General features: G+C 71.4%; 13 protein-coding genes. 10 read left to right on the top strand and 3 right to left on the bottom strand.

From position 1 onward, the window contains the following. Positions 1-53: 53 nt before the first annotated feature. Complete coding sequence (locus ACWGH4_RS06590; RefSeq protein WP_453456452.1) at positions 54-1,862, top strand: chitinase; 1,809 nt, start codon at positions 54-56, stop codon at positions 1,860-1,862. Here the strand turns inward: ACWGH4_RS06590 and ACWGH4_RS06585 are convergent. Together ACWGH4_RS06585 and gabT are read right to left on the bottom strand one after the other, a co-directional pair. Continuing rightward, the gene (locus tag ACWGH4_RS06585) at positions 1,813-2,631 is read right to left on the bottom strand and encodes a phosphatase PAP2 family protein (protein ID WP_453456449.1); all 819 of its coding nucleotides are present in this window, start codon (positions 2,629-2,631) and stop codon (positions 1,813-1,815) included. The two genes, ACWGH4_RS06590 and ACWGH4_RS06585, sit on opposite strands and share 50 nt — an antisense overlap. A 102-nt stretch (positions 2,632-2,733) precedes the next feature. Beyond that, complete coding sequence (gene gabT, locus ACWGH4_RS06580) at positions 2,734-4,068, bottom strand: 4-aminobutyrate--2-oxoglutarate transaminase (protein ID WP_453456446.1); 1,335 nt, start codon at positions 4,066-4,068, stop codon at positions 2,734-2,736. 405 nt (positions 4,069-4,473) lie between these two features. Between gabT and ACWGH4_RS06575 the strand changes: the two genes are divergently transcribed. The 4 genes from ACWGH4_RS06575 to ACWGH4_RS06560 all read left to right on the top strand — a co-directional run bounded on the left by ACWGH4_RS06575 (position 4,474) and on the right by ACWGH4_RS06560 (position 11,268). Further along, positions 4,474-6,696, top strand: coding sequence for an ATP/GTP-binding protein (locus ACWGH4_RS06575; RefSeq protein ID WP_453456443.1), 2,223 nt, complete (start codon positions 4,474-4,476; stop codon positions 6,694-6,696). A gap of 184 nt (positions 6,697-6,880) precedes the next feature. Next, positions 6,881-8,464, top strand: a complete 1,584-nt coding sequence (locus ACWGH4_RS06570; RefSeq protein ID WP_453456440.1) for a PucR family transcriptional regulator — start codon at positions 6,881-6,883, stop codon at positions 8,462-8,464. A 268-nt stretch (positions 8,465-8,732) separates the two neighbouring features. Next, positions 8,733-9,692, top strand: coding sequence for an EamA family transporter (locus ACWGH4_RS06565; RefSeq protein ID WP_453456437.1), 960 nt, complete (start codon positions 8,733-8,735; stop codon positions 9,690-9,692). A gap of 130 nt (positions 9,693-9,822) precedes the next feature. Beyond that, positions 9,823-11,268, top strand: coding sequence for an aldehyde dehydrogenase family protein (locus tag ACWGH4_RS06560; protein ID WP_453456434.1), 1,446 nt, complete (start codon positions 9,823-9,825; stop codon positions 11,266-11,268). A 527-nt stretch (positions 11,269-11,795) separates the two neighbouring features. Here ACWGH4_RS06560 and ACWGH4_RS06555 read toward each other — a convergent pair. Next, positions 11,796-12,533, bottom strand: coding sequence for a dienelactone hydrolase family protein (locus tag ACWGH4_RS06555; protein WP_453456431.1), 738 nt, complete (start codon positions 12,531-12,533; stop codon positions 11,796-11,798). Between the two features lie 400 nt (positions 12,534-12,933). Here ACWGH4_RS06555 and ACWGH4_RS06550 point away from each other — a divergent pair, with 400 nt between their 5' ends. From ACWGH4_RS06550 to ACWGH4_RS06530, 5 genes are all read left to right on the top strand, one after another. Continuing rightward, positions 12,934-13,374: a VOC family protein gene (locus ACWGH4_RS06550; protein ID WP_453456428.1), complete on the top strand. Its 441-nt coding sequence runs from the start codon at positions 12,934-12,936 to the stop codon at positions 13,372-13,374. A 189-nt stretch (positions 13,375-13,563) separates the two neighbouring features. Further along, positions 13,564-14,259, top strand: a complete 696-nt coding sequence (locus tag ACWGH4_RS06545; protein ID WP_453456425.1) for an ester cyclase — start codon at positions 13,564-13,566, stop codon at positions 14,257-14,259. 350 nt (positions 14,260-14,609) lie between these two features. Next, a complete protein-coding gene (locus ACWGH4_RS06540; RefSeq protein ID WP_453456422.1) occupies positions 14,610-16,568 on the top strand; it encodes an acyl-CoA dehydrogenase family protein in 1,959 nt (652 codons plus the stop codon). An 87-nt stretch (positions 16,569-16,655) separates the two neighbouring features. After that, positions 16,656-17,906 (top strand): 1-deoxy-D-xylulose-5-phosphate reductoisomerase, encoded by a 1,251-nt coding sequence (gene dxr / locus ACWGH4_RS06535; protein WP_453456419.1) that lies wholly within the window; start codon positions 16,656-16,658, stop codon positions 17,904-17,906. Then, positions 17,903-19,204 (top strand): M50 family metallopeptidase, encoded by a 1,302-nt coding sequence (locus ACWGH4_RS06530; RefSeq protein WP_453456416.1) that lies wholly within the window; start codon positions 17,903-17,905, stop codon positions 19,202-19,204. The genes dxr and ACWGH4_RS06530 overlap by 4 nt, the downstream gene beginning before the upstream one ends. Positions 19,205-19,251 lie beyond the last annotated feature (47 nt).

The following is a 19,251-nucleotide window of genomic DNA, read 5'->3' as shown; positions in this document are numbered from 1 at the left end:
CTGGACCATGTTGTGGCCGCCGCACTCGAATCCCCCCATGCCCGGAGGCTTTTGTGGACCGCACAAGACTTACGGCTGCCGTTGCGGCAGCCGTCCTCGCTGTCACAGGACTCGTCGCCACCACCGGGTCAGCGGCGGCGGCCGACACCGAACTCGCCCGCAACGGAGGCTTCGAAGCCGGGCTCGCAGGCTGGACCTGCACCGCGGGCAGCGGCGTCGCCGTCTCCTCGCCCACCCACGGCGGCACCTCCGCGCTGAAGGCCACTCCGGCCGGCAGCGACAACGCGAAGTGCGCCCAGACCGTCACCGTGAAGCCCGACTCCGCCTACACGCTCAGCGGCTGGGTCCAGGGAAGCTACGTCTATCTCGGCGCGTCGGGCACCGGTACCACCGACGTCTCCACCTGGACGGCGTCCGCGCCCGGTTGGCAGAAGCTGACGACCTCGTTCCGCACCGGGCCGTCGACCACCTCCGTGACGCTCTACACCCACGGCTGGTACGGCACCCCCGCCTATCACGCCGACGACATCTCCCTCTTCGGCCCAGGCGGCGACCCCGCCACCCTCCCGGCCGCGCCCGCCGGCCTGCGTGCCGGCAGCCCCGGCTCCACTTCCGTACCGCTGACGTGGAACTCCTCGTCCGGTGCGACCAGTTACCACGTCTACCGGGACGGCGCTCGGGTCGCCACCGTCGGCGGCACATCCGCCACCGTCACCGGGCTGACCGCCGCCACGACCTACACCTTCCAGGTATCCGCCGCCAACGAGGCGGGTGAGTCGCCCAAGTCCGCCGCCGTCAGCGCCACGACCACCTCCGGCGGCGGCGACACCGGCGGCGACCTGCCCGCCCACGCCCTCGTCGGCTATCTGCACGCCAGCTTCGCCAACGGCTCCGGCTACACCCGCATGGCCGACGTCCCCGACTCGTGGGACGTCATCAACCTCGCCTTCGGCGAACCGACCTCGGTCACTTCCGGCGACATCCGCTTCAGGCTGTGCCCGGTCGCCGAATGCCCGAACGTGGAGTCGGAGGCGGAGTTCAAGGCCGCCGTCAAGGCCAAGCAGGCCGCCGGCAAGAAGGTGCTGATCTCTATCGGCGGCGCCAACGGGCAGGTGCAGTTGGCGACGACGGGTGCTCGCGACGCCTTCGTCACCTCGGTCTCGAAGATCATCGACGACTACGGCCTCGACGGCCTCGACATCGACTTCGAGGGCCACTCCCTGTCACTGAACACCGGCGACACCGACTTCCGCAGCCCCACCTCGCCGGTGATCGTCAACCTGATCTCGGCGCTCAAGACCCTGAAGGCCAAGTACGGCCCGGACTTCGTGCTCACCATGGCCCCCGAGACCTTCTTCGTCCAGCTCGGGTACCAGTACTACGGCTCCGGCCCGTGGGGCGGCCAGGACCCGCGCGCCGGGGCGTACCTCCCGGTCATCCACGCCCTGCGCGACGACCTCACCCTGCTGCACGTCCAGGACTACAACTCCGGCCCGATCATGGGCCTGGACAACCAGTACCACTCCATGGGCGGCGCGGACTTCCACATCGCCATGACCGACATGCTCCTCACCGGCTTCCCGGTCGCCGGCGACCAGGCGAAGTTCTTCCCCGCACTGCGGCCCGAGCAGGTGGCGATCGGACTCCCGGCCTCCACCCAGGCGGGCAACGGCCACACCTCACCCACCGAGGTGAACAAGGCACTCGACTGCCTGACGAAGAACGTGGCCTCGGCCTGCGGCTCGTACCGGACTCACGGCACCTGGCCGGCCCTGCGCGGCCTGATGACCTGGTCCATCAACTGGGACCGCTTCAACCAGTTCGAGTTCTCGAGGAACTTCGACGCCTACAGATGGAGTTGAGGAACGGCAGCAGCGCCCCGAAGAGGCACAGGCTGCCGAGCACGTCCAGCGGCCAGTGGTAGCCGCGCAGCACCAGACCGATGCCCGTCGCCAGGGTGAGCACCCCGGCGGCGGGCATCGCCCATCTCCGGCGCAGATATGGCGTGACGAGCAGCGCGGCGCCGCAGTAGGCGACCAACGCGGTCGCCGTGTGGCCCGACGGGTACCAGCCGGTGCCCGGCTCCAGCGGGGCGGGACGGGCGATCCACAGCTTCAGCGGGACGACTATCGCCGGCACCGCCGCCATCGCGGCCACGGCGGCCAGCGCCGGCACCCACCGACGCCTCTCGCGCAGCAGAGAGTGTACGACCGCCGCCGCGAGCACAGGCAGCGCGACGGCCATGCTGCCGAGATCGGCGAGGAGTTCGGTGACGGTGGCGGGCCCGGCGCCGAACAGGGCACGTCCCAGTCGCACGTCCGCGGAGAACAGCGGCCCCTCGACGGCCACCTGCCAGGTCATCAGCGCGAAGAGGGTGCCACAGAGAAGGACGGCGGCCCGGGAACGCCGAGAGGCCGGCCACATCGGAACAGGGGGGGTGGTTCCGAGGTGGCCGGCCGGACCGGTTTGCCGCGCGCCCCGGGGGGTTTGGGGCGGGCGGCCATCCGATCGGTGAGGAGTTCCGGAGCCTGCAGCTCCAGTGGTGTGCGCGAGGGCACGACCAGGTCGGGGCTGGGGAGGCTCCGGCCTGGGATCGCCCGCAGTCTCCTGCGAGCGGGGTGTTTCTCTCATCTGCAGAAACCGTACGTCAGGCGGAAGGGGACCAACAGCCGGATCTCCATCCCGCCATCGGCCCCCCACAGCTTCTTCACAGAGTGGCTTCGTCGCCGCCGGTCAGACGCGGGCGAACGCCTGCTCGAGGATGTCGAGACCCTCGTTCAGCAGGTCCTCGCCGATGACCAGCGGGGGCAGGAAGCGCAGCACGTTGCCGTAGGTGCCGCAGGTGAGGACGAGCAGGCCCTCCGCGTGGCACGCCTTGGCGAGCGCGCCGGCCGCCTCGGCGTTCGGCTCCTTCGTCGCGGGGTCCTTCACCAGCTCGATCGCGATCATCGCGCCGCGCCCGCGGATGTCACCGATGATGTCGTACTTCTCCTGCATCGCGGCCAGGCGGCCCTTCATGACCTCCTCGATCCGCCGCGCCTTGCCGTTGAGGTCGAGCTCCTTCATCGTCTCGATGGAGCCCAGCGCACCGGCGCAGGCCACCGGGTTGCCGCCGTAGGTGCCGCCGAGGCCGCCGGCGTGCGCGGCGTCCATGATCTCGGCGCGGCCGGTGACCGCGGCCAGCGGCAGACCGCCGGCGATGCCCTTGGCCGTGGTGATCAGGTCGGGGACGACGCCCTCGTCCTCACAGGCGAACCACTGGCCGGTCCGGCAGAAGCCGGACTGGATCTCGTCGGCGACGAAGACGATGCCGTTGTCGTTCGCGAACTTCACGATCGCGGGCAGGAAGCCCTTGGCCGGCTCGATGAAGCCGCCCTCGCCGAGCACCGGCTCGATGATGATCGCGGCGACGTTCTCCGCGCCGATCTGCTTGGTGATCTGGTCGATGGCCTGCGCCGCGGCCTCGGGGCCGCAGTTCTCCGGGCCGGTCGGCCAGCGGTAGCCGTAGGCCACCGGCACGCGGTACACCTCGGGCGCGAACGGGCCGAAGCCGTGCTTGTACGGCATGTTCTTGGCCGTGAGCGCCATCGTGAGGTTGGTGCGGCCGTGGTAGCCGTGGTCGAAGACGACGACCGCCTGGCGCTTGGTGTGGGCACGCGCGATCTTGACGGCGTTCTCGACCGCCTCGGCACCCGAGTTGAACAGCGCCGACTTCTTGGCGTGGTCGCCCGGGGTCAGCTCGGCCAGCGCCTCGCACACCTCCACGTAGCCCTCGTACGGCGTCACCATGAAGCAGGTGTGCGTGAAGTCCTGGAGCTGGGCGCTCGCCCGGCGTACGACGGCCTCCGCGGAGGCGCCGACCGAGGTCACGGCGATGCCGGAGCCGAAGTCGATCAGGCGGTTGCCGTCGACGTCCTCGATGATCGCGCCGCCCGCACGCGCCGTGAACACGGGCAGTACGGACCCCACCCCGCCGGCGACCGTCGCGGTACGGCGGGCCTGCAGCTCGATCGACTTCGGGCCGGGGATGGCGGTGACGACGCGGCGCTCCTGCGGGATTGCGGTCATGAGGGGCTCCTGGGGGTGTATCCGGACGCTTGTTGTCTTTCTCCGCAGGCTAGGGGCGCCGCGCCGGTGCGGGCATGCGCCGATCGGGAGTATTGGGGGTGTGTCGTTGTCCGTCACGGCCATAGGCGCGTGAGCGGGCCCGGTCCCGGAGGCGCGGGAGGGGCAGGAGAGGGCGAAATCCGGCCGGTTCCGCACGGCACGGAGCCCTTGGGCCCCGCGGGACACGGGATCATGGCCCGGTGTGCCGTCCGCCCAGGGACGCACGCACTAGATTGACCGTGCAGAGAGCGGGCCTGGCTGGTCAGGGGGCAGCGGTTCATGGAATCCGAAGGCACATACGACGCACGCGGCACACGGGCCAATCCCGTGCCACGTCCCGCCGGTCCACCGGCGGAGGTACCGTCCGTGCCGCCCGGCACCCCCGCCCGGCCCGGCCACGCCCCGGCCACCCGGCCCCGGGTCGCGGAGTGGCTGCGCGTGCCCCGTCCGGCAGCGGCCCCCGGGATCTGGCGGCTGGGCCACCGTGACCGCCCGGAAGAGGAGCCGGACCTCGTCCCCGCCCGGCAGCTCTTCGGCGGAGCCTTCGTCGCCTACCTGTGCGGCTGGCTGCTCTGGTCCCTGCTGTGGAACCGCTACCTCGAGGGATGGTGGTTCTTCGTCGACGACTGGTGGCTGCTGCCCATGCTGTGGGCCGTGCCCGACGACTGGCGGTCACCCGACAACGCCAACTTCGAGATGTACGTCCTGGCCAGCTACCTCTACAACGGCCTCGTCCTCGGGCTGCTCGCCGTCGGCTTCGGCCGGGTCGGCAACTGGCAGGAGATCTGGCAGCGGTACGGGGTGCCGCTGTGGCCGCTGTTCGTGTTCCTGCCGGGCGTCTGGCGCGAGATCCCGCGCACCGTCACCTGGCTCACCTGGGTCTCGAACATCTACTACGTGCTCCTCGCCGCGGCGGTCGTCGCCGCCGTCGGCCGGGCCGGCACCTGGCCGGTCGTGCAGCGCAGGCGCGCGAGGACCGCGGGACCGCTGCCCGAGGCCCCGCCACCACCGAAGGACCCCGCCGAATGGCCGGAGCTGCGCAGCGCCGGCCTGACCGAGGCCGCCGACCGGCTCGCCGAGGCGGCCCGGGCCGGGACCCTCGGCGATGTGGACTACGCGCGGATCCGGCGCGCCTGGCAGGGCGTCCACGCCCGGCCGGAGCGGCTCGCAGCCTTCGCCGAGACCGTGCGCAGGCACGGCCCCGCCGCCTGCGCCCACCCGTCGGGCCTGCGGGACCTGCCGGTGCGCACGGCGACGCACGACCTGGCGACCGGTCAGGTGAAGATCGGCACCGTGGTCGACGACGCACGCAACCCGTACGCCCGCCGCACCACCGGCGTCGCCCTCGAGCCGGCCCTGCTCGGCACGTCCCTGCTCGCCGTCGGGCCCTCGGGGTCCGGCAAGAGCGTGCGGCTCGTACGGCCCGTCGTCGAGTCGCTGTGCCTGCTGGCGCTCGCCAACCGCGCCGCCGTCGTGGCCGTCACCGCCCACGGGGCCGCCGTCGCGGCGGACGGCGACTTCGACCTCGTCGTCTCCGTCGGCCGCCCCGACTCGACTCACGACCTCGACCTCTACGGCGGCGCGGAGGACCCCGACGAGGCCGCCCGGATCCTCGCGGAGGCGCTCGTCGGGGACCTCGCCGCCGGTCTGCCCGGCGGCGACAGCCGGCGCGCCGCGACCGCGCTGGCCCAGCTCATCGGCCCCTACCGGTGCGTGCACGGACACTTCCCCGCCGTCGCGGAACTGCGGGAACTGCTCGGCGGTGCGCCGGCCGCCCTCGACGCGCTGCGCACGGCCCTCGAACAGGCGGGCGAGGCGTCGCAGCTGCGTGAACTGGACGCCCGGATGCGGCAGTCGGCCCGCGGCGACGACATCGGGGTGCTCCTCGCGGAACGGATCGCCTTCCTCGACCGGCCGGCGTTCGCCTCGTTCTTCCGTACCGACGGCGAGGGGCGGACGTTCTCGCTGCGCGCCATCGAGCATCCCCTGCGGGTCCGCGTCGACCTGCCGGAGCGCGGCCACGCGGAGGCCTCGCGGATCGTCGCCCGGCTGGTGCTCGCCCAGTTCACCGAGGCGGCGCTCACCCGCTCCGACCGCTCGCTCTTCGCCTGCCTCGTACTGGACGACGCGACCAGCACCGTCACCGCCGACTCGGTACGCGCGCTGCAACGGCTGCGCTCCGCCAACGCCGGCGTCGTCCTCGCGCTCCGCACCCTCGAGGACGTGCCCGAGCCGCTGCGCGGCCCGCTGCTCGGCGCCGTCGGCTGCCGGATGGCCTTCTCCGGCCTCGCCCCCTGGGACGGCGGCCGGTTCGCCGAGACCTGGGGCACCGAGTGGGTCCAGACCCGCGACGTCACCAACCGGCAGATCATCTCCGACGAGCCCCTCACGAAGGCGCTGCACATGATGCGCCGCCTGGTCACCGGGAAGGCGGCCACCGCGGAGGCGGTCACCGTGCGTGAGGTCGAACGCGCCCGCTGGTCGGCGTCCGACCTCGCCCACTCGGTGCCCGCCGGGCACGCGGTGCTGTCGCTGACGTCCGTACGGGGGGAGCACGCGCCGCCGCTGCTCGTGGACCTGCGGACCTGAGCGGGCACCGGCGGGCGCGGCATGAGCGGGGCAGCCGGCGAGCTCAAGGGGGCCGGCCGGGGGCCCGAGCGGTGGACGGCCGGCGGTCGGTGACTGCTACGCCCTGGCAGAATCGACATACGCCGTTCATACGGGACGGCGAAATCCGAACCCGCCGCCTCCCTTTCGAAGGGCCCCAGGTCCCATGCCGCCCACCCTCGCCTCGCTCGTCCAGCACTCGGCGCTCAAACTCACCGTGCGCGCCGGAGAGGACCGGCTCGAGACACCCGTGCGGTGGGCACACGTCAGCGAGCTCGCCGACCCCGTGCCGTACATGGAGGGCGGCGAACTGCTGCTCGTCACCGCCATGACCCTCGACGCGGAGGACCGCGACGCCATGCGCCGCTATGTGCGCAGGCTGGTCGGCGCGGGAGTCGTCGGACTGGGCTTCGCGGTCGGCGTCTACTACGAGGACATTCCCGAGGCGCTCGTCGAGGCAGCCAGGGAGGAGGGGCTGCCGCTTCTCGAAGTGCCGCGCCGCACCCCGTTCCTCGCCATCAGCAAAGCAGTCTCGGCGGCCATCGCAGCCGACCAGTACAGGGCCGTGACCGCCGGTTTCGAGGCACAGCGCGAGCTGACCCGGGCCGCGCTCACCGAGGGGCCCGGCGCAGTCGTCGCGCGGCTCGCCGCGCACATCGACGGATGGGCGGCGCTGTACGACACCTCCGGCGCGGTCGTCGCCGCCGCGCCCGACTGGGCGGCCCGGCGGGCGGCCCGCCTCACGGGCGACGTCGAGCGGCTGCGCGAGCGGGCCGCGCCCGCGAGCGCCGTGGTCGGCGGCGCAGAGGACGACGACCGCGTCGAGCTCCAGTCGCTCGGCACCGGACGCCGGGTCCGCGGCGCCCTCGCGGTCGGCACCGGGGCCCCGCTCGGGACGGCGGAACGCTACGCCGTGCACTCGGCGGTAGCCCTGCTGACCCTGGCGACGGAGCAGTCCCGATCGCTTCAGGCCGCCGAACAGCGGCTCGGCGCGGCGGTGTTGCGGATGCTGCTGTCCGGACAGCCGGACCATGCCAGAGCCGTCGCCGGCGACCTGTACGGCGGACTGCTCGACGCCCCGTTCCGGCTGCTCATCGCCGAGACCGCCGGCGACCCGGACACCGGCGCGGGCGACCGGCCCGCCGCCCTGAGCGCGTTCGCCGAGTCGGTCGAGTCGGCGGCCGGCCGGGCGGGGGAGACCTTCCTCGCCGTCCCCGACGGGACGGGCGGCCGCACGGTGCTGCTCGCCGTGGACGGCGGAGCGGTGGCCGCCGCCTGTCTGGCGGCCTACGGGGACAAGGACGCCGACGAGGCCGAGGTCTACGTCGGACTCTCCGCGCCCACCGGTCCCACAGCGGCCGCGAGTGCCTACAAGCAGGCCGAGCAGGCGCTCTCGGTCGCCCGGCGGCGCGGACGCGCCCTCGTCGAGCACGAGGAGCTGGCGGCGGGATCCATCGTGCCCCTGCTCGGCGACGACGCCGTCCGCGCGTTCGCGGACGGCATGCTCCGCGCGCTGCACGAGCACGACGCGACCGGCCGGGGCGACCTCGTCGCCTCGCTCCGGGCCTGGCTTTCGCGCCACGGCCAGTGGGACGCCGCCGCGGCCGACCTCGGCGTGCACCGCCACACCCTGCGGTACCGGATGCGCCGCGTGGAGGAGATCCTCGGCCGCTCGCTGGACGACCCGGACGTGCGCATGGAGCTGTGGCTGGCGCTCAAGGCGACGGGCGAGCCCCAGCGGCCCCGATAGGGCGCGGCGCCGCTCCGGGGCGATCAGCGGTTCCGGGTCCGCGGCGGTCCCCGGGGGCGGCGGTGCGGTCGGCGGCGGTCCCGGGTCCGCGGCGGTCCCGTCAGGCAGCGTTCCATCAGGCGGCGGACTCGGGCGATCAGCCCGTCCCCAGCGATGGGCCCGCCGAAGGCGGGCCGGGATCGAAACAGAATGCCGAACGCGCCGGATCCTGCCCGGATACGGGCAGGATTGTTGGATCCGGGGCTCCCGCTTCCCTAATCTCCTGCTCATGACAAACCCCGCCACCGAGCCGGCGTCCGCCGCACCCGCCCTCACCGCGCGCCCGGACGCCCCCGCCCGCCGCCGGCTCTCCGGAGCCGTCTGGGCCGCCCTCGTCATCGTGTACGTCGTCTGGGGCTCCACCTACCTCGGCATACGCATCGTCGTCGAGACGATGCCACCGTTCGTCTCCGCGGCGATCCGCTTCGTCGTCGCCGGCCTGGTCCTCGGCGCGCTGGTCGCCTGGCGGCGCGGCCCGGCCGCTCTCAAGGTCACCGGGCGGCAGCTCGCCTCCGCGGCCGTCGTCGGCCTGCTGCTGCTCCTGGGCGGCAACGGTCTGGTCGTCCTCGCGGAGACCTCCGTCCCCTCGGGGCTCGCCGCGTTGCTGATCGCCGTGGTCCCCGCCTGGGTCGTCGTCCTGCGCCGGGCGTCCGGCGAGCGGCCCGGCCGCGGCGCCTACGGCGGAGTGGCGCTCGGACTGGCGGGACTCGCCGTGCTGACCCTGCCCGGCCTCAGCGGCGACGTGCGCATCACCGGCGTGCTCACCATCGTCGCCGCGTCCCTGATGTGGTCGATCGGTTCCTTCTCGTCCTCCCGGATCCCGATGCCGGCCGATCCGTTCGCCGCCAGTGCCTACGAGATGGTCGCGGGCGGCATCGGCTGCGCCCTCGTCGCCCTCGGCAGGGGCGAACACCACGGCTTCGTCCTGGGAGACGTCTCCGCCCGCTCATGGACCGCGCTCGCCTACCTGGTCGTCTTCGGCTCGCTGCTCGCGTTCACCGCCTACGCCTGGCTCCTGCACAACGCCCCGCTCTCGCTCGTCGCCACCTACGCGTACGTCAACCCGGTGGTCGCCGTGCTGCTCGGCGCCCTGGTCCTCGACGAGCGGCTGTCCTGGCCGATCGCGGTGGGCGGTGTCGTCGTCGTGGCGGGGGTCTTCCTGATCGTGTCCACGGAAAGGCGCCGCTGACTCGCCAAAGCGGCCAGCCGCGGAAGGCGACCACTCCATGCCGGACAAACGACCCGGCGGACGCGCGGCCCTACCGTGTGGAGAGAGCAACCGAGCAGACCCCACTACTTCGGAAGGGCCGGGACTCCGCATGACTTCCACCCACGCCTTCTGGCTCGCCGGCCGCCAGGCCACCGGCGAGACCGTCCTCGACGTCACGTCCCCGTGGGACGGCCGCCTCGTCGGCAAGGTCTCCGTACCGACCGCCGACCAGGTCGAGGAGGCCGTCGCCGCCGCGTACGCCGTGCGCGACGAGTTCGCCGCCACGCCGGCCCACGTCCGCGCCGCCGCCCTCGACCACGTGTCGAAGCGCCTGGTCGAGCGCACGGAGGAGATCGCGCAGCTGATCTCCGCCGAGAACGGCAAGCCGATCAAGTGGGCCCGCGGCGAGGTCGGCCGGGCCGTCTCGGTGTTCCGTTTCGCCGCGGAGGAGGCCCGCCGCTTCAACGGCGGAGAGGCTCAGCGCCTCGACACCGACGCCGGCGGCCAGGGCCGTCTCGCGCTCACCCGCCGCTTCCCCAAGGGCGTCGTGCTCGGCATCGCGCCGTTCAACTTCCCGCTCAACCTCTGCGCCCACAAGATCGCTCCGGCGATCGCGGTCGGCGCGCCGATCATCCTCAAGCCGGCCCCGGCGACCCCGCTGTCCGGGCTGATCCTCGGCGAGCTGCTCGCGGAGACCGACCTGCCCGCCGGCTCCTGGTCCGTGCTGACCGTGCCGAACGAGCAGATGCCCGCCCTGGTGCAGGACGAGCGCCTGCCGGTGATCTCCTTCACCGGTTCCGACAAGGTCGGCTACGCGATCATGGACTCGGTCCCGCGCAAGCACTGCACCCTGGAGCTCGGCGGCAACGGCGCCGCCGTCGTCCTCGCCGACTTCGCGAGCGAGAAGGACCTGGACTGGGCGGCGACCCGCATCGCCACCTTCTCCAACTACCAGGGCGGCCAGTCCTGCATCTCCGTGCAGCGCGTGATCGCCGACACGACGGTCTACGACCGCCTGCTGCCGAAGATCGTCGCCGCCGTCGAGGCCCAGGTCACCGGCGACCCGTCCGACGCCGCCACCGACGTCGGCCCCCTCGTCAGCGAGGACGCCGCCAAGCGCGTGGAGACATGGGTGGACGAGGCGGTGCAGGGCGGCGCCAAGCTGCTCACCGGCGGCAAGCGTGACGGCGCTACCTACGCGCCCACCGTGCTGACCGACGTCCCGGCCGACGCCACCCTCGCCTGCGAGGAGGTCTTCGGCCCGGTCCTGACCGTGACCAAGGTCGACGGCGAGACCGAGGCGTTCGTGGCGGTCAACGACTCCAAGTACGGCCTCCAGGCAGGCGTGTTCACGCACGACGTGCAGACCGCCTTCCGCGCCCACCGTGCCCTCGAGGTCGGCGGCGTGATCGTCGGCGACGTCCCGTCCTACCGCGCCGACCAGATGCCGTACGGCGGCGCCAAGCAGTCCGGCGTCGGCCGCGAGGGCGTGGCCTTCGCGATGGACGACTACACGTACGAGCGGGTGCTGGTCCTCACCGGCCTGGCGCTGTAACGCCGTACGCCACGACCGGCGGCCGGAGCCCACTGTGCGGGGGCTCCGGCCGTCTTTCGTGTACCTGGCCCGGCCTGCGGAAATGGCCGATCTTGGCTGAGGTTCGCGCGCTGACGGGAACATCGGCGTGCTCTCCCGCCATGGCGAGCGTCGTTCCACGCAAAGACAAGGCTGGTGGGCGTCGTCCTGTCGGTGTTGTGCTACTCGGATCCCTTGTGCGTCCCGTCCGGCGGTGGAACCCGGACGCGGCGCACTGCTGTCCGGACGCCCCTGTCCGGCCGGAGTGTTCCCGTGTCCGGACCGCGTGTCCTCGTCCCCCTGTCCGTCCCCGGTGACTGCGCGGACACCTCCCACGACGATCACGGCCAGGGCTCCGTCGCAGTGAATCCGGTATTTACTGCGGCAGTTGTGAATACGTCTCCGTGATCGCACAACTGCCCGAATGCGGTTCTGCTATGAGGGTTCGAGGGGAGGAGACTGCCAGTGCGCGACGCTGATCAGTCCTGGCGCCGGCATGTTTGCCTGGGTCATGCCCCCAGGTCCTCCGTCACGGGCAGGCACTCGGCGAGCAGGTCGACGACGTCGCGCCAGGCTCGCTGCGCGTGCTGTGGGTGGTAGCCGACACCGGGGACCACGGGGTGGTCGACCGGCGGGTGGTGGAAGGCGTGCAAGGCGCCGCCATAGACCGCGAGGCGCCAGTCGACGCCCGCGGCCTGCATCTCAGCGGTGAACGCGTCTCGTTGCGCGGGCGGCATGATCGGGTCTTCCGATCCGACCCCGGCCCACACCGGGCAGCGGATGCGCGCTGCCTCGCCGGGTCGGCCCGTGGTAGTTGCGTTGACTGTCCCGATCGCGCGCAGGTTGACGCCGCCTCGCCCGAGTTCCAGTGCGATGGCGCCTCCGGTGCCGTAGCCGATGGCGGCGATCCGGCCGGGGTCGGTCCGGGGCTCGGTGCGCAACTCGTCGAGTGCCGCGTGGCCGATGTCCCGCATCCGGTCGGGATCAGCGAGCAGTGGCATGCAACGGGCCAGCATCTCCTCGGGGTCACCCAAATAGCGCCCGCCGTGAAGGTCGAAGGCCAGCGCTACATATCCCAGCTCGGCGAGAGCATCGGCCCGGCGGCGCTCGACGTCGCTGGGCCCCATGCCCTCTGGTCCGAGCAGCACCGCGGGCCGGCGGTCGACACCGGCCGGGAGCGCGAGGTGCCCGATCATCGTCAAACCGTCGGCCGGGTACTCGACCGTACGCGTCGTAATCGTCGTCATGAGACTGGACTGTAGTGATCGTCGAGCCCGGTCCGGCCGGTGTTCTGCCGCTGGCAGATCAGCGCGGGTATCCCTCTGAAATACGGGCCGGGCCCGGTAGTAACGAAGGCGGCTGCGGGTTAAATGAAAGCGTTCCGGCCATGCTTGCCGCGGGAAGCGGCGAGATCCGGCCCGATCCGGGAAGATCCGGGCCGATGCGGTGACCGTTTGCGCTGGTCGGAGAGAAACCGCAGGTCAGGGGCGTTGTGGGGGCCCACTGTGCGGGGGCTCCTGCGGTGCCGAGGCGCGATCCAGATTTTCGTAGTTCGGCGGTCCGAGGATGTCGAGAACGTGCCACCGGCTCCGTCCCAGGGACATCAGAGGCGACCACCGGCCGCGCGAGGAAGTAGGAGAGACCAGCATGGCGATTCAGCGGATGGACAACGTCGGCATCGTCGTCGAGGACATGGATGCCGCCATAGCGTTCTTCGTGGAACTCGGTATGGAGCTGGAGGGCAGGGCGGAGGTACAGGGCCCCGTCGCCGACCAGTGCACCGGGCTCGACGGCGTCCGCTGTGACATCGCGATGGTCCGGACCCCGGACGGTCACAGCCGGCTCGAGCTGGCGAAGTACCGCAGCCCCGCGGCGATCAGCGCCGGGCCGCGCAACCGGCCGCACAACATCCTGGGCACGCACCGCGTCATGTTCGCCGTCGACGACATCGAGGACACCGTCGCCCGCCTGCGCCCACACGGCGCCGAACTCGTCGGCGAGATCGCCCGGTTCGAGGACAGCTATCTGCTCTGCTACCTCCGCGGCCCGGAGGGCATCATCGTCGGACTGGCCGAGCAACTGCGCTGAGAAGGCTTCGGCCCGTACCACCGGCCCTCGCCGCGTGGCAGCCGCGACACGGCCTCGGCGAGGGCGACCGACACGCGCTTCCACATGATCGGTGTCGCGCCGCTTCCCTCCCGTCGGCCAACCGGGCGACCGACTTGGGCCGGGCATAGCCTGAAGGTGTCTCGAACTCTCCGATCCATGGGAGAAGTCATGACATTCATGCAGGTCATCGACTGCAGGACCAGCAGGGCCGATGAGTTGAACAGGTTGATGGACGCCTGGATCGAGTCGACGCAGGGCAAGCGGACAGCCACCCACTCGATCATGGGGCGTGACCGGGCCGACTCGACTCACGTGGTGGAGATCGTGGAATTCCCCACGTACGAGGAGGCGATGAAGAACTCGAACCTGCCGGAGACGGACCGGATCTTCCAGGAGATGGTCGCCCTGTGCGACGGGGAACCGTCGTTCACGGACCTCGACGTCATGCGGGACGAGCAGCTGAACAAGATCGTGGTCCGGAGTTTCTTCGAGAACGTGATCAACGCGAGGAACTTCGACGCGGCGGACGAAATCTGCACCGCCGACTACCGGGAGCACGACCCGTCCCTGTCGTCGTACGACGTGGGGCTCGCGCAGGCCAAGGCCGAGAACAAGGAAACGATGGAGGCGTTCGAACCGGTCGCCACCATCGAGAGCCTGGTGGCCGAGGGCGACCTGGTGTGCGTACGGGCGTCCTTCAAGGGGCGACACGTGGGCACGTACCAGGGCATGGAGGCCACCGGCCAGGAGATCTCCGGAACCGGGCACGCGACCTTCCGGTGCGAGGGAGGCAAGATCGCCGAGAGCTGGTGGAACCTCGACGACTTCGGCCTGCTGCAGCAGCTCGGTGCGGTCGACGTCTGATCCCACGGGAACACCGATGCCCGCCGGGATACGTGAGCGCACGGCCGGAAGGCCGCGTTCCGGGCCGGTCGGGCCGGTCGACCAGCCCGGCGGGTCGCCTGCGCGGCCCTGAGCCGGTCGGGGCACGGACGGTGACGCGGACCGCGGCGGCACGGAGCCCGCACGGCGCAGGAAGAGCGCAGGACAGGGGCAGTGCGAAAAGCACACCGGGCGGGGGATCCGGCCGCTCCTCGTTGCCCCCTGTGCCGTACGTGGGCTGGTGGAGGTGCCGGGAATCGGGTACTACGAACGAGTAGCCACCGGCCGGTCATCGACCCGGCGGTCCCCGATTCGCGGCGAGGTGAGCCTCAATGTCCGCTCCAACGGACAAGCCCCTGCATCAGCCCCATACCCCGAAGATCAGCGAGCGCGAGGCGCGACAGGTCGCGGAAGCGGCGCGCGAACAACACTGGCGGAAGCCCAGCTTCGCCAAAGAGCTGTTCCTCGGCCGTTTCCGGCTCGACCTCATCCATCCCCATCCGATGCCGACCGGCGAGGCCGCCCGGCGGGGTGAGGAGTTCCTCTCCAAACTCCGCCGGTTCTGCGAGACGGAGATCGACGGCGCCCGCATCGAGCGCGAGGCGCGGATCCCCGACGAGGTCATCAACGGGCTGCGGGAGCTCGGCGCGCTCGGCATGAAGATCGAGCCCAAGTACGGCGGTCTCGGCCTCACCCAGGTGTACTACAACAAGGCGCTGGCCCTCGTCGGCTCCGCGAACCCGGCGATCGGCGCGCTGCTGTCCGCGCACCAGTCGATCGGCGTGCCCCAGCCGCTGAAGCAGTTCGGGACCGAGGAGCAGAAGCAGCGGTTCCTGCCGCGGCTGGCCCGCACCGACATCTCCGCCTTCCTGCTGACGGAGCCCGATGTCGGTTCCGACCCGGCCCGCCTCGCCACGACGGCCGTCCCGGACGGCGACGACTACGTCCTGGACGGCGTCAAGCTGTGGACCACCAACGGTGTCGTCGCCGACCTGCTCGTCGTGATGGCGCGGGTGCCGAAGTCGGAGGGCCACAAGGGCGGCATCACCGCCTTCGTCGTCGAGGCCGACAGCGCGGGCATCACCGTCGAGAACCGCAACGCCTTCATGGGGCTGCGCGGACTCGAGAACGGCGTCACCCGTTTCCACCAGGTGCGCGTCCCCGCGGAGAACCGCATCGGCCCCGAGGGCGCCGGGCTGAAGATCGCGCTGACCACGCTCAACACCGGCCGGCTCTCCCTGCCCGCGATGTGCGTCGGAGCCGGCAAGTGGTGCCTGAAGATCGCCCGCGAGTGGTCGGCGGTGCGCGAGCAATGGGGCAAGCCCGTCGCCCGGCACGAGGCCGTCGGCGCGAAGATCTCCTTCATCGCGGCGACCACCTTCGCTCTGGAGGCCGTCGTCGACCTGGCCTCCCAGATGGCCGACGAGGACCGCAACGACATCCGCATCGAGGCCGCGCTCGCCAAGCTCTACGGGTCCGAGATGGGCTGCCTGATGGCGGACGAACTGGTCCAGATCCGCGGCGGCCGCGGTTTCGAGACGGCCGAGTCGCTGGCCGCCCGCGGCGAACGCGCCGTCCCTGCCGAGCAGTTGCTGCGTGACCTGCGCATCAACCGCATCTTCGAGGGCTCTACCGAGATCATGCACCTGCTCATCGCCCGCGAGGCGGTGGACGCGCACCTGGCCGTCGCCGGCGACATCATCGACCCCGACAAGCCGATGTCCGCCAAGGCCCGGGCCGGGGCGAACGCGGCCGCCTTCTACGCCCGCTGGCTCCCCAAACTCGTCACCGGACCGGGCCAGCTGCCCCGTACGTACGCCGAGTTCCACCCCGCCGGTCACCAGGACCTGTCCACGCATCTCCGGTACGTCGAGCGCAGCTCCCGCAAACTGGCCCGTTCGACCTTCTACGCCATGTCACGCTGGCAGGGCCGTATGGAGACCAAGCAGGGCTTCCTCGGCAGGATCGTCGACATCGGGGCGGAACTGTTCGCGATGAGCGCGGCCTGCGTCCGCGCGGACATGCTCCGGGCGTCCGACGACCACGGCCGCGAGGCCTACCAGCTCGCCGACGCCTTCTGCCGCCAGGCGAGGATCCGCGTCGAGGAGCTGTTCACCCGCCTCTGGTCGAACACCGACGACCTGGACCGCAAGGTCGTCAGTGGCGTGCTCTCCGGAACGTACAGCTGGCTGGAGGAGGGCGTCGTCGACGCGAGCGGCGAAGGCCCGTGGATCGCCGACGCCACACCCGGCCCGACGGTGAAGGAGAACGTGCACCGCCCGATCCGCTGACGGGCCACGGCCGTGGCGGGCCCGATCACGGCGGCCCGCCGGGTACTCCCTGTCAACGCGGACAGGGAGTACGGCCACAATGGGGGGATGAGCGACAGCCCATCTCCCCTCGCGGACCCGCACATCGTCTTCGATCCCTCCGAAGGCCGCCGGGACATCGTCGTCCTCGGCTCCACCGGGTCCATCGGTACGCAGGCCATCGACCTCGTGCTGCGTAACCCCGACCGTTTCCGGGTGACCGCCCTGTCCGCCGCCGGCGGCCGGGTCGGTCTGCTTGCCGAGCAGGCGCGCAAGCTGCGTGCCGGGACGGTCGCGGTGGCCCGCGAGGACGCCGTGCCCGCGCTGCGCGAGGCGCTCGCCGCGCTGTACGGGGCGGAGCCGCTGCCGGAGATCCTGGCCGGTCCGGACGCCGCCACGGAGCTCGCCGCCTCCCCGTGCCACACCGTGCTGAACGGCATCACGGGCTCCATCGGTCTCGCCCCCACCCTGGCCGCCCTCGAGGCCGGCCGGACCCTCGCGCTGGCCAACAAGGAGTCGCTCATCGTCGGCGGGCCGCTGGTGAAGGCGCTCGCCAAGCCGGGGCAGATCATCCCCGTCGACTCCGAGCACGCCGCCCTCTTCCAGGCACTCGCCGCAGGCACCCGCGGCGATGTGCGCAAGCTGGTCGTGACCGCGTCGGGCGGCCCGTTCCGCGGCCGGACCAGGGCGGAGCTGGCGGGTGTGAGCCGCGAGGACGCCCTCGCCCACCCCACCTGGGCGATGGGCCCGGTGATCACGGTGAACAGCGCGACGCTCGTGAACAAGGGGCTCGAGGTCATCGAGGCGCACCTGCTCTACGACATTCCCTTCGACCGGATCGAGGTCGTCGTCCACCCCCAGTCGTATGTTCACTCGATGGTGGAGTTCACGGACGGTTCGACGCTCGCCCAGGCCACGCCGCCCGACATGCGGGGGCCGATCGCGATCGGTGTGGGCTGGCCGGAGCGGGTCCCGGACGCGGCCCCCGCCTTCGACTGGTCCACCGCTTCGACGTGGGAGTTCTTCCCGCTGGACAACGAGGCGTTCCCGTCGGTGGGCCTCGCCCGCCACGTGGGGGAGCTGGGCGGCACGGCGCCGGCGGTGTTCAATGCCGCGAACGAGGAGTGCGTGGAGGCATTCCTCGACGGACGGCTGCCGTTCAACGCCATCATGGATACGGTCACCGAGGTGGTCGTCGCACACGGCACCCCCGCGTCGGGAACTTCCCTGACGGTGGCGGACGTCCTCGAAGCGGAGACCTGGGCCAGGGCCAGGGCCCGTGAGACGGCAGCGAAGGCAACGGCGGAGGCTCGCGCATGACCATTCTGTTGACCATTCTGGGCATCGCGCTCTTCGCCGTCGGGCTGCTGTTCTCCATCGCCTGGCACGAGCTCGGCCACCTCTCCACGGCCAAGCTCTTCGGCATCCGCGTGCCCCAGTACATGGTCGGCTTCGGTCCGACCCTCTGGTCACGGCACAAGGGCGAGACCGAGTACGGCATCAAGGCCATCCCCATGGGCGGCTACATCCGCATGATCGGGATGTTCCCGCCCGGCGAGGACGGCCGTATCGAGGCCCGCTCCACCTCGCCGTGGCGCGGAATGATCGAAGACGCGCGCTCGGCGGCGTACGAGGAACTGAAGCCCGGCGACGAGACGCGCCTGTTCTACACGCGCAAGCCGTGGAAGCGCGTCATCGTCATGTTCGCCGGCCCGTTCATGAACCTCGTCCTCGCAGTGGCGATCTTCCTCGGCGTGATGATGACCTTCGGCTCGCCGACGCAGACCACCGAGGTCGCGGGCGTGCAGAAGTGCGTCATCGCGCAGAGCGAGCAGCGCGACACCTGCGCGATGAGCGACCCCGAGTCGCCGGCCTTCGCCGCCGGGCTGCGGGAGGGCGACAAGATCGTCGCGTTCAACGGCAAGCCCGTCGACGACTGGGCCACGCTGTCGACCCGTATCCGGGAAACGATCGGCCCCGCCACCATCACCGTCGAGCGCGGCGGCACGGAGCAGGTCCTTCAGGCCACGCTCATCGAGAACACGGTGGCGAAGAAGGACGAGGACGGGGAGGTGATCCCCGAGGAGTTCGTCCCGGCCGGATACCTGGGCTTCGCCGCCAAGACGGAGATTCTTCCGCTGTCGTTCGGCGACTCCGTCGACCGCATGGGCGGCATGATCGAGAACGGCGCGGAGGCGATCGTCGCCCTGCCGTCCAAGGTGCCCGACCTGTGGGACGCGGCCTTCGGTGACGGTGAGCGCAAGGACGACTCCCCGGTCGGCGTCGTCGGCGCCGCGCGCATCAGCGGTGAGGTGCTCAACCTCGACGTGCCGACGACCAACATCGTCGCGACCTTCCTGATGCTGCTCGCGGGCTTCAACCTCTCCCTGTTCCTCTTCAACATGCTGCCTCTGCTGCCGCTCGACGGCGGACACATCGCCGGAGCGCTGTGGGAGTCGGTACGCCGGAACATCGCCAAGGTCTTCCGGCGGCCCGACCCGGGCCCGTTCGACGTGGCGAAGCTGATGCCGGTCGCCTATGTGGTAGCGGGGATCTTCATCTGCTTCACGCTGCTCGTGCTGGTGGCGGACATCGTCAACCCCGTGAAGATCAGCTGAGCGGTTCCCCCGCGGGGTTCCTGTGACGGCCGGGCACGCTTCGTGCC

This window comes from Streptomyces sp. NPDC054847, assembly GCF_053610925.1.
This window is presented reverse-complemented; position numbering and strand designations above follow the sequence as displayed.